Source organism: Clostridium sp. UBA1056 (assembly GCA_002316385.1).
Lineage (GTDB): Bacteria > Bacillota > Clostridia > Clostridiales > Clostridiaceae > Clostridium_J.
In genome coordinates, this window is sequence record DCDL01000023.1 from 32,595 (window position 1) to 42,652 (window position 10,058).

Annotated in this window: 10 protein-coding genes; 7 read left to right on the forward strand and 3 right to left on the reverse strand. The window is 30.1% G+C overall.

Features of this window, described 5'->3' with window-relative positions:
• Positions 1 to 130 precede the first annotated feature (130 nt).
• Both B3W71_RS06575 and B3W71_RS06580 read right to left on the reverse strand, forming a co-directional pair.
• Positions 131 to 1,036: a radical SAM protein gene (locus tag B3W71_RS06575; protein ID WP_346888144.1), complete on the reverse strand. Its 906-nt coding sequence runs from the start codon at positions 1,034 to 1,036 to the stop codon at positions 131 to 133.
• A 237-nt stretch (positions 1,037 to 1,273) separates the two neighbouring features.
• A complete protein-coding gene (locus B3W71_RS06580; protein WP_414631995.1) occupies positions 1,274 to 2,350 on the reverse strand; it encodes a transporter in 1,077 nt (358 codons plus the stop codon).
• A gap of 255 nt (positions 2,351 to 2,605) precedes the next feature.
• Here B3W71_RS06580 and B3W71_RS06585 point away from each other — a divergent pair, with 255 nt between their 5' ends.
• From B3W71_RS06585 to B3W71_RS06595, 3 genes are all read left to right on the forward strand, one after another.
• On the forward strand, positions 2,606 to 3,535 hold the full coding sequence (locus B3W71_RS06585) for a TIGR01212 family radical SAM protein (protein WP_346888146.1): 930 nt from the start codon (positions 2,606 to 2,608) through the stop codon (positions 3,533 to 3,535).
• 37 nt (positions 3,536 to 3,572) lie between these two features.
• Positions 3,573 to 4,292: a 2-phosphosulfolactate phosphatase gene (locus B3W71_RS06590; RefSeq protein ID WP_346888147.1), complete on the forward strand. Its 720-nt coding sequence runs from the start codon at positions 3,573 to 3,575 to the stop codon at positions 4,290 to 4,292.
• Between the two features lie 573 nt (positions 4,293 to 4,865).
• Positions 4,866 to 5,120 carry a phage holin family protein gene (locus tag B3W71_RS06595; RefSeq protein ID WP_346888148.1) on the forward strand — a complete coding sequence of 85 codons (255 nt, stop codon included), beginning with the start codon at positions 4,866 to 4,868 and terminating at the stop codon, positions 5,118 to 5,120.
• Between the two features lie 72 nt (positions 5,121 to 5,192).
• Here B3W71_RS06595 and B3W71_RS06600 read toward each other — a convergent pair whose 3' ends face one another.
• Positions 5,193 to 6,368 (reverse strand): class I SAM-dependent rRNA methyltransferase, encoded by a 1,176-nt coding sequence (locus B3W71_RS06600; RefSeq protein WP_346888149.1) that lies wholly within the window; start codon positions 6,366 to 6,368, stop codon positions 5,193 to 5,195.
• Between the two features lie 245 nt (positions 6,369 to 6,613).
• Here B3W71_RS06600 and B3W71_RS06605 point away from each other — a divergent pair, with 245 nt between their 5' ends.
• From B3W71_RS06605 to B3W71_RS06620, 4 genes are all read left to right on the forward strand, one after another.
• Positions 6,614 to 8,170 carry an ABC-F family ATP-binding cassette domain-containing protein gene (locus B3W71_RS06605; RefSeq protein ID WP_346888150.1) on the forward strand — a complete coding sequence of 519 codons (1,557 nt, stop codon included), beginning with the start codon at positions 6,614 to 6,616 and terminating at the stop codon, positions 8,168 to 8,170.
• A 249-nt stretch (positions 8,171 to 8,419) separates the two neighbouring features.
• Positions 8,420 to 8,578 carry a hypothetical protein gene (locus B3W71_RS06610; RefSeq protein ID WP_346888151.1) on the forward strand — a complete coding sequence of 53 codons (159 nt, stop codon included), beginning with the start codon at positions 8,420 to 8,422 and terminating at the stop codon, positions 8,576 to 8,578.
• Positions 8,579 to 8,781: 203 nt separating this feature from the next.
• Entirely contained in the window at positions 8,782 to 9,174 is a 393-nt protein-coding gene (locus B3W71_RS06615; RefSeq protein WP_346888210.1) for a VOC family protein, read from the forward strand.
• A gap of 251 nt (positions 9,175 to 9,425) precedes the next feature.
• Positions 9,426 to 9,929 (forward strand): GNAT family N-acetyltransferase, encoded by a 504-nt coding sequence (locus tag B3W71_RS06620; protein WP_346888152.1) that lies wholly within the window; start codon positions 9,426 to 9,428, stop codon positions 9,927 to 9,929.
• Positions 9,930 to 10,058: the final 129 nt, after the last annotated feature.

A 10,058-nucleotide genomic window follows, 5' to 3' on the forward strand; every position in this document is an offset into this window, starting at 1 on the left:
ATTTTTTGAAGATGCCTTAAATGATGAAAGCATTCTTAATGTGAAATCAATAAGATTTTACTTAAGAATGCTTCTTTATTTGACATCTTAATGAATGATTTAAATTAAGTGAGTTTATAATATCCTAAATTTAAATGCCCTGCAGATTGAAGTCAGGTACATATACTGTTGAACTAGTGCCGGATTCTTGTATAAAAGCATTTTTATAACCTAAATCCACACAATAATCTATTAAGGAATCATAGTGGTCAGGATTAAGAGGTCTATTAATTTCAGCATATTCTGTTGACTTAAACATAGGAGTATACTGGTTCATTAGACTTAAGTATACAGAATCTCCAAAGGTTTTATATATATAATCAACTACTTTTTTAGAATCAAATAAAAGTCCTGGTAGCATTAGATGTCTTATAATAACACCTTTAATCATAATATCATCCTCATTAAATACTGGGGTACCTACCTGAGCTACCATTTCCCCAATAACTTTTGATGCTATGTTGAAGTAATTAGGTGCAGAAGAATACTTTATTGCATATTTATCATTAAAATATTTTAAGTCAGGAATATATACATCTATGTATCCATTTAGAGCTTTAATGCTTTCTATATTTTCGTATCCATTAGAGTTATAAACCACAGGTATAGTTAGTCCGCTTTTTTTAGCCATATCTAAAGCAGCTATAATTTGAGGTACATAATGAGTAGGATTAACTAAGTTTATATTGTGATATCCCTTAGCTTGTTGTTCTAAAAAGATTTCACTTAACCTTTCTACTGAAATTTCTTTACCTATGCTAGATTGACTAATATCATGATTTTGACAAAATACACATCTGAGATTACAGTTTGAAAAGAAAACTGTGCCAGACCCTTTAGTTCCAGATACACAAGGTTCTTCCCACATATGACCATAGGCCTTAGCTACCTTTACAGTAACTCCACTTTTACAAAAACCTACCTTCCCAGAGATTCTATCTATACCACAATTACGAGGACATACATTACAGTTATCAAGAATGGTTAAATCTTTCATACTTATCTCCTTATATGGGATTTTCACAAAAAAAGTTCATTAATACTTATAAAATAATGGATTTGTACTTTAGTAAATTTAAGATTATTTTATTTTGTGATAGCCCCTACGTTTAAAATAGATAGGGCTTTCGCAAAATGAGCTAANNCGGAATATTGATTTACTAAAGCCCCATCTTATATAACATCAGTATAATTAAAGAAAGACAAAAAGTGAAGAGAAGTTTACAGTTTTTAATTATCTTCTTGCCTTCTTCATTTTAAAATAAAAGATAATACATTGAACAATAAATATCAAACTGACTATTCCAAAACCAGGGTATAGGAAGGTTATTAGCTGTTTAAAGCCTATTTGAGATATTGGAAGAGCAATTAAAAGAATAAGTATAACTCCCCTCCTGTAAGGTATATTATATTTATTTTCAAGAGTTTTTCCAACACTATAGATATCTGAAACTTCAGTAGAAAACATTTCACACCAAATAACACATAGAAGTAGTAGCTGTATTAAAGGGGTAAATTTGCTAGCTACAAAAAGTAGTGGTATTTCATATTTAAAGATTTCAGGTATATTTGCCATTAGCATAGAGTTAATTAAAAAAGCAAGTAGAGTAAGGACAAGAGCACCTATAGTTAAGCCTGAGATAATGAGACGTTTATTTTTTATTTCCTTACTGACTGGAACAAGAACTCCACTACAGGATAGCATATTAAATCCGGCATAAAGGAGTGAAGATATAACCCATTGTTTATTTATAATAAGACTTTTATGCAATGGTACTTGCTTCATATAGTCTATAGACATAGTATCCTTTGAAAAGAGAAGATAAAGTACAAATATAGTAATGATTATAGTTGTAAGACTAGGTACTATTATAGAATTAATTGCTATTAATCCTTTAGTATCATTTAGCAAGGTAATAAGGGAAATTCCAGCCATCAGTAATATCCCAACAAATCTTGGTATGCCAAAGTGTTGATAAAGTAAAGCTCCACTACCTGCAAGGATTATAGCAGCACCTGATACTAAAAAGAAGCTAGTAAGATAATCAGTGATTTTTCCAAAGAAACCTGGGCTTACAAGGGTTATAAAGTCTGTATAGGAATTTAAATTATATTTTATACTTATAGAGACTATAATGGAACTTATTATTATGTAAAAAACTGCACAGAGTAAAAGCCCATAAAAGCTTGAAAACCCATAGGTTGAGAAAAATTGAGTTATTTCTTGTCCAGAGGCAAGTCCAGCGCCTACAATTGTACCAATAAAAACAGTGGCAGCCTGAAAAATTAATTTAAGATTCTTCAAAGTTATCCCCCCAAAATTATAATAGCTTGTATATTTATATTGAAGTCCACAGAGGAATATGTGGAAAACTATTAATATGTGGACAACTTTTTAAACTATTGTTAGTAAATTTTCATTTAGTGGATTTTCATAGCTAAAAGAGTTAAACTATAATTGAATAAGGCATCTGAAAATAAANNTAGTAGCACTATCTAAGGGTTTAAATAAGAATAATAAATATTTAAGAATAGATAACCAAAGAATAAGATAGGAAGATTAAGTATGAGAAAAGATTTTAATGGGAAAAGATATCACAGTTTAAATTATTTTTTAAGAAATAAATTTAATGGACAGAAAACTTTTAAGATATCATTAGATGCAGGGTTTACATGTCCAAATAGAGATGGAAAAGTAGCTAAAGGTGGATGTATATTCTGTTCTGAAAGAGGATCAGGAGATTTTGCTGGAGATAGGTTATCATCTATAGATGAACAGTTTACTGATATAAAGGAAATGATGAATAAGAAGTGGAAGGATGGAAAATACATAGCTTATTTCCAAGCCTATACTAATACCTATGCTCCTGTAGAAGTGTTAAAAGAAAAATATGATGAAGCTCTAGCACAAGAGGGGGTAGTAGGCCTTGCCATTGCTACAAGACCAGATTGCCTAGAGGAAGATGTATTAGATTTATTAGAAGAATACTCTAAAAAGTTATATACTTGGGTGGAACTTGGACTTCAAACTAGTAATGATAATACGGCTACTTTTATTAATAGAGGATATAAGTTAGAAGTATTTAAAAAAGCAGTAGAGGAGCTACATAAGAGAGATATAGATGTAGTGGCACATATAATCTTTGGACTTCCAGGAGAGAGCAAGGAAGATATGCTAAATACAGTTAAGTATATTTCTAAGTTACCTATAAAGGGAGTTAAAATGCACCTCCTTCATGTAATGAAAAATACAAGGCTGGAAAAGCTATTAGACGAAGGCAAGTTTAAGCTGCTAGAAATGGATGAATACATTGACCTTATAACTGAAGCTATAACTATGCTACCACAAGATGTAGTAATTCATAGACTTACAGGAGATGCTCCAAGAGACTTATTAGTAGGTCCTATGTGGAGTTTAAAGAAATGGGAAGTATTGAATGCCATAGATGATAAACTAGAAGCTGAAGACTTATATCAGGGGAAATTTTATAAATAATATTATTTAATTATATATAATCATGGGGGGAAAAGATATGAATATTGATGTAGTTATATCTGCACAGCATATTAAACCAGAAAAATTCAAAGACAGGGTAGTAGTTGTTATTGATGTACTAAGAGCAACTTCGGTAATGATTACTGCATTAAGTAATGGTTGTGATAAAATTATACCTGTGAAGGAAATAGAGGAAGCCATAAATATTGCAAGGAAGGATAGGAATTACTATCTTCTAGGGGGAGAGCGAGGAGGAGTGAAAATAGAAAACTTTGACTTTTCTAATTCGCCTCTAGATTATACTAAAGAGATAGTAAGAGGAAGAAGTCTTGTAATGACTACTACAAATGGAACTAGAGCTATTAAAAATAGTGAGGAAGCAGATAAAATATTTATTGCTGCTTTAATAAATGGAAGAGCTGTAGCAGAAAGGTTAGCTAAATTAAATAAGGATGTGACCTTTGTAAATGCAGGAACCGATGGAGAATTTTCCATGGATGACTTTATAACTAGTGGATATATAATCAACTGTGTAAAAGAGATTGCGAAAAATAAGTGCATCTTAACAGATATAGCTAAAACTTCAGAATATGTATATATAAATAATCCGAGTATAATCAGCTTTGTAAAAGATGCACTTCATTATAAAAGGATGAAGGAGCTTAATTATTACGATGATTTAAGATATTGCCTTTCAAAGGATATAGTAAATATAGTTCCAGAGTACAGGGAGGGAGAAATAAAAGTCTATGAATAAGCTATAGGCTTAAATTCATAATTAAATCATAGGGAACCTTCTTTCTATATTTATTAAGAGAAGTAAAATAGAATAATTAATAATTACATTATATATTTAAGTTTTATTTAAGAACTACTGCGTTTAGTAGTTCTTTTTCTTTTAGACAAAGTTAGGAATATAACTTCATATATAATAGTATATAAGGTAAAAAGAGCTATAAAAATAATCTGCTCAATGCTACTCATTTTAGCAGTAGCAAATAATATTATTATAGGAAAACAGAAAACAATTTGAACAAATCTAAGAATAGATAATCCTTTCATAACATCATCCTTTACCAAATATTACTATATTAACATTGTTACACTTTTAGAACTTATATTCAATAAAAACTATACAACAAATTTGTACTAGATCGCTCTTATATTTTAAAAAAAGTAAGGTATAAAATTATATTATGTAAAAATAAGGAAGAGGAGTTCATATATTATACCTAGTATTGATAGAAATTTTAAATGCCTAGGAAAACTATAATAAACATGTACTCATACAAGGACAGACTGAATAAAATATATTAAGGGGGGAATATATATGGATTTTTTTAATTATATTACAGAAAATGCATTGATATTAATACCGGTTTTATCTATAATCGGTATGTTTTTAAAGGGAACTCAAAAAATAAGCAATAAGTATATACCAATAATCTTACTTCCTATAGGAATATTGTTATCCATGGGAATTATGCATAGCATTAGTGTTGATGCTATAGTTCAAGGAGTTCTAGTAACAGGAGCTAGCGTATATGCGCACCAATTAGTAAAACAAAGTCAGAAGCCTGATTAAATAAGTAATTAAACTTTAATAGGGGTAAATATCAAGTCAATAGACTTGATATTTACCCCTTACTTAAAATAATTAAACTACTTGGAAGATATAAAATTTTAAGTAATATGACTCATCACTATTCCAAAGAATTGGATGGTCAGGAGCTTGAGTTCTAAATTCTACTTGTCTTAGGGTAACTTTTGCATCCTTAGCTGCACTGGCAATGGTATCTCTAAATAATTCAGGATTCATAAAGTGAGAGCATGAACAAGTTATAAAATAACCACCTTTATTTACTAGCTTCATTCCTCTAAGATTTATTTCTTTGTAGCCTCTTGTGGCATTCTTAATGGTAGAACGAGATTTTGTAAAGGCTGGTGGGTCAAGGATAACTACATCATACTTTCTACCTTCATCGGACCATTCACGAAGCACATCAAAGGCATTATGACATTCAAACTTAACTACATCTTGTAGATTATTAAGCTCAGCATTACGTCTACAAAATTCCACCGCATGCTCTGATATATCTACTCCTAGTACTGATTTAGCACCAGCCACTCCAGCATTTAGTGCAAAGGAACCAGTGTGAGTAAAACAATCTAGTACAGTAGCATCCTTACAAAGTTTATGTATAGCAGCTCTATTTTCCTTTTGATCTAAGAAAAATCCTGTTTTCTGTCCATTTTCGATATCAACATAGTACTTAACACCATTTTCAACTATCTGAACCATAGTATCAAAAGGTTCAGTTAAAAAGCCTTTAACTTGTTCCATGCCTTCTAGGGTTCTAACCTTAGCATCACTTCGCTCATAAATGCCTTTAGCACCATATTCTTCTACTAGAATTTTTACGATGATATCCTTATATTTATCAATTCCTAGAGCTAAAGATTGAATAACATAGTAATCTTCCAATTTATCAATTATAAGTCCTGGTACAAAATCTGCTTCTCCAAATAAAAATCTGCAGCTGGAAGTATCTATGATTTTTTTTCTGTATTCCCAAGCAGCTCTAAGTCTTTTTCTAAAGAATTCTCCATCAATTTCTTCATCAATATCTCTAGTCATAATTCTTATAGTAATTTTAGAAACGTCATTTATGTAACCTTTGCCGATGAATTCCTCTCTACAATTATATACTTCTACAATGTCTCCATTTTCATATTCACCATCGTATTCTTCGATATCAGTAGAGTAAACCCAAAGGTGGCCACTCTCAACACTTTTTCCTTTTCCTTTTAGTAGATAGAATTTACAAGCCATTTACATCCTCCTATTATTAAAACAACTGATTATTAATAATAACTCATATTGTTAGATTTAAAAATAAAACTATTAAACTTTATTTAGACTTCTTATAGTATAAATTTATGAAAAGAATTTTGCAAATAAATTATTTATTTTTATCATAGAAAATTTTTTACGATTAAAGTATAATATTCTTGGTTTGAATTTTTGATTAAACATTATTTAAATATAATAGTCACAAGGATATAGGAGGAAAATAGATGAGTATACTTACAGTTAAAAATATAAGTCATGGTTTCGGGGATAGAGCAATATTTGAAGATGTATCCTTTAGATTATTAAAAGGTGAACACGTAGGTTTAATTGGAGCTAATGGTGAAGGTAAATCTACTTTTATGAATATAATAACTAGTAAACTTATGCCTGACGAAGGCCAAGTAATTTGGTCTAACAATGTTAGAGTAGGATATATGGATCAACATGCTGCTCTAGAGCAAGGCTTAGCTATAAGAGATGTGCTAAGAGATGCATTTAAATATCTATTTGACTTAGAAGCTGAAATGAATGAGCTTTATGGAAAAATGGGTGAAATGGACGAAGATGAAATGAATAAGGCATTAGAAAGAACTGCTGTTATTCAAGATATGCTAGATAATAATGGATTTTATGTTATAGATGCAAAAGTTGAAGAAGTTGCTAAAGGATTAGGGCTTCTTGACGTAGGACTAGATAAGGATGTAACAGCTTTAAGTGGAGGACAAAGAACTAAGGTTTTACTTGCAAAACTTCTACTTGAAACTCCAGATATATTACTTCTAGACGAGCCTACAAACTATTTAGATGAAGCTCATATAGAATGGCTTAAGAGATATCTACAAAGCTATGAGAATGCATTCATTCTAATATCCCACGATATTCCTTTCTTAAATTCTGTAATTAACCTTATATATCATGTAGAAGATAGAAAGCTAAGTAGATATGTGGGTGATTATGAAGAGTTTAAGAGAATATATGAAGCAAAGAAGGAACAACTTGAAAGAGCATATGAAAGACAACAAGCTGAAATTGCAAAACTTGAAGATTTCGTAGCAAGAAATAAAGCTAATGTTGCTACATCTAACATGGCTAAATCTAGACAAAAGAAACTAGATAAGATGGATAGAATAGAGCTTTCTAAAGAAAAGCCAAAGCCAACCTTTAACTTTAAAACTGGAAGAGCATCAGGTAAGGTTATCTTTGAAACTAAAGATTTAGTTATAGGATATGATCATCCATTAACAAAGCCTCTTAATATTTCTATGGAGAGAGGTCAAAAGATTGCTCTTGTTGGAGCTAATGGACTTGGAAAAACTACTCTTCTTAAGAGCCTTATGGGAGAAATAAAATCTATAAGTGGAGAAGTAACTCTAGGTGACTATCAGCAAATAGGTTACTTTCAACAAGAAGGAGCAGCAGGTAATAAAAATACTTGCATAGAAGAATATTGGCACGAATTTCCTAGCTGTACTCAATATGAAGTTCGTGCAGCACTAGCTAAGTGTGGATTAACTACTAAGCATATAGAAAGCATGGTTATGGTACTATCAGGGGGAGAAGCTGCCAAGGTAAGACTTGCAAAGCTTATAAATAGGGAAACAAACATATTAATCCTTGACGAGCCTACAAACCATTTAGATGTAGAAGCTAAGGATGAATTGAAGAGAGCATTGCAAGAATATAAAGGAACTATACTATTAGTTTGTCACGAACCAGAATTTTATAAGGATGTAGTAACAGATATATGGAACTGTGAGGATTGGACGACAAAAATTGTATAGTAGGTCCAGAAGAATGATAAGGGTATAATAATATCAATGGACAAAAACGTAAAGTTTTTATTGAAGAGTTGCCAGCACTGATTTCAAGTTTTTATATCTTTTTAATATGCAAAAGCTCTAAGTATAAAATGCTTAGAGCTTTTGCGTATTTATATAGGATTATATGAATGTGGTAATAATTAAAATAAAGTTGAAAGGAAGATTATATGGGGGTATAATTTGAAATTATATGTTTAGAGGTGATAGTGTATGATAGAATGTGAGTTATGTGGAGACTATTTTCATGAAGAGGATATAAGAGAATGTCCAGAGTGTTTAAAGGAAATGTGTGAAGGCTGCTATGAAAGACATATTCCTATTTGTTTTTATGTTTCTCAGCATGATGATATAAATACCTATGATGAGTAGATTATACTTCCTAAAGGTATGAAAGAGGGACACTAAAAATATAAAGTGATATTATTGTGGAACAGCTTGTGAAGATCGGATGCTGAAAGTATTTTGACAGTTCCAAATAAGAAGAGTTAGTTGAAAATTACTAGCTCTTTTTTTACAAATTTTTTATCATATGATAATATTATCTTTAAATTATTGAAAAGGGGCTAAAGATGATGAAGTTTAATAGTTTAATACCTGAGTTATCGGTAAATGATATTGAAGAATCTAAAAGATTCTATATTGATATTTTAGGATTTAATTTAGAGTATGAAAGAGTTGGGGATAAATTTACTTTTTTATCATTAGGAGATATACAAATTATGATAGAGGAAGTAAATGGATATTGGAATACTGGTGAATTAAAGTATCCATTTGGTAGAGGAATTAACTTTCAGTTGGAAGTACCTAATGTTGAGAAAATAAGAGATAATCTTATTAAAAATAATATAGAATTATTTAGAGATATAAATGTAAATGAATATGAATGTGATGGGAAAATAATATTACAAAAAGAATTTCTTGTACAAGATTTAAATGGATATTTATTAAGGTTTTGTTCCGAATAAGTAGTTTAGTAAAATAGTAATTGAAAGAAAAATTAATGGCAAATTAGTATTAAAGTTGTATATAAATCTTGTATATATTTTTTAGATTAGGGTTCTCATAAAGGTATGATGGAATGACAGCTAAAATTTGCTAACAATTCCAATATGGCACCTAGGCATAAGATAATAACATTTAGACAGCACTAATACTAACAAGTACTAGTGTTGTTTTATATTAGCCTTAATAAATTTTTATAAAAAGGAGAAGTGAAATGGAATTTAGAAAAACAGTTAAAACTGATATTAATGATGTAATGAATATTATTAGACAGGCACAAGTTTATTTTAAAGAACTTGGGATTAATCAATGGCAGAATGATTATCCCAATGTCGAAATAATAAATAATGATATTGATAATGAAAACAGTTATGTGTTACTAAAAGATAATAATATTGTTGCTACTGCAGCAGTTTCTTTTGAAGGAGAGAAAACATATGACTCTATTTATGAGGGGCAATGGATTAGTAATAAGGAATATGCAGTTATTCATAGAATTGCTGTTAACAACAATCATAAAGGATTAGGAATATCATCAAAGATTATTAGAAATGTAGAGCAGCTTTGTTTGAAAAAAGGCGTGTATAGTATAAAAGTGGATACTCATGAAGAAAACTTATCTATGCAAAAGATGCTTAAGAAGAATCAATTTCAGTATTGTGGAGTAATTTATTTAGAAGATGGAAGTAAAAGAATAGCTTTTGAGAAGATATTATAGACTATTAGAAGAGTTATTAAGTAATTCATTTCAATAATGGATAAAAAATGTGGAAAGGTATGTGAGGATTGGACAACTAAGATAGTTTAAGAAGCTGATATCATTTTCTATAAGGCATCTTCAAAAAAT

What these genes read in the sequence shown, in the direction of transcription:
- B3W71_RS06575 (WP_346888144.1), bottom strand. Translation starts at nt 1,036, where the DNA reads ATGAAAGATTTAACCATTCTTGATAACTGTAATGTATGTCCTCGTAAT.
- B3W71_RS06585 (WP_346888146.1), top strand. Translation starts at nt 2,606, where the DNA reads ATGAGAAAAGATTTTAATGGGAAAAGATATCACAGTTTAAATTATTTT.
- B3W71_RS06590 (WP_346888147.1), top strand. Translation starts at nt 3,573, where the DNA reads ATGAATATTGATGTAGTTATATCTGCACAGCATATTAAACCAGAAAAA.
- B3W71_RS06595 (WP_346888148.1), top strand. Translation starts at nt 4,866, where the DNA reads ATGGATTTTTTTAATTATATTACAGAAAATGCATTGATATTAATACCG.
- B3W71_RS06600 (WP_346888149.1), bottom strand. Translation starts at nt 6,368, where the DNA reads ATGGCTTGTAAATTCTATCTACTAAAAGGAAAAGGAAAAAGTGTTGAG.
- B3W71_RS06605 (WP_346888150.1), top strand. Translation starts at nt 6,614, where the DNA reads ATGAGTATACTTACAGTTAAAAATATAAGTCATGGTTTCGGGGATAGA.
- B3W71_RS06610 (WP_346888151.1), top strand. Translation starts at nt 8,420, where the DNA reads ATGATAGAATGTGAGTTATGTGGAGACTATTTTCATGAAGAGGATATA.
- B3W71_RS06615 (WP_346888210.1), top strand. Translation starts at nt 8,782, where the DNA reads ATGAAGTTTAATAGTTTAATACCTGAGTTATCGGTAAATGATATTGAA.
- B3W71_RS06620 (WP_346888152.1), top strand. Translation starts at nt 9,426, where the DNA reads ATGGAATTTAGAAAAACAGTTAAAACTGATATTAATGATGTAATGAAT.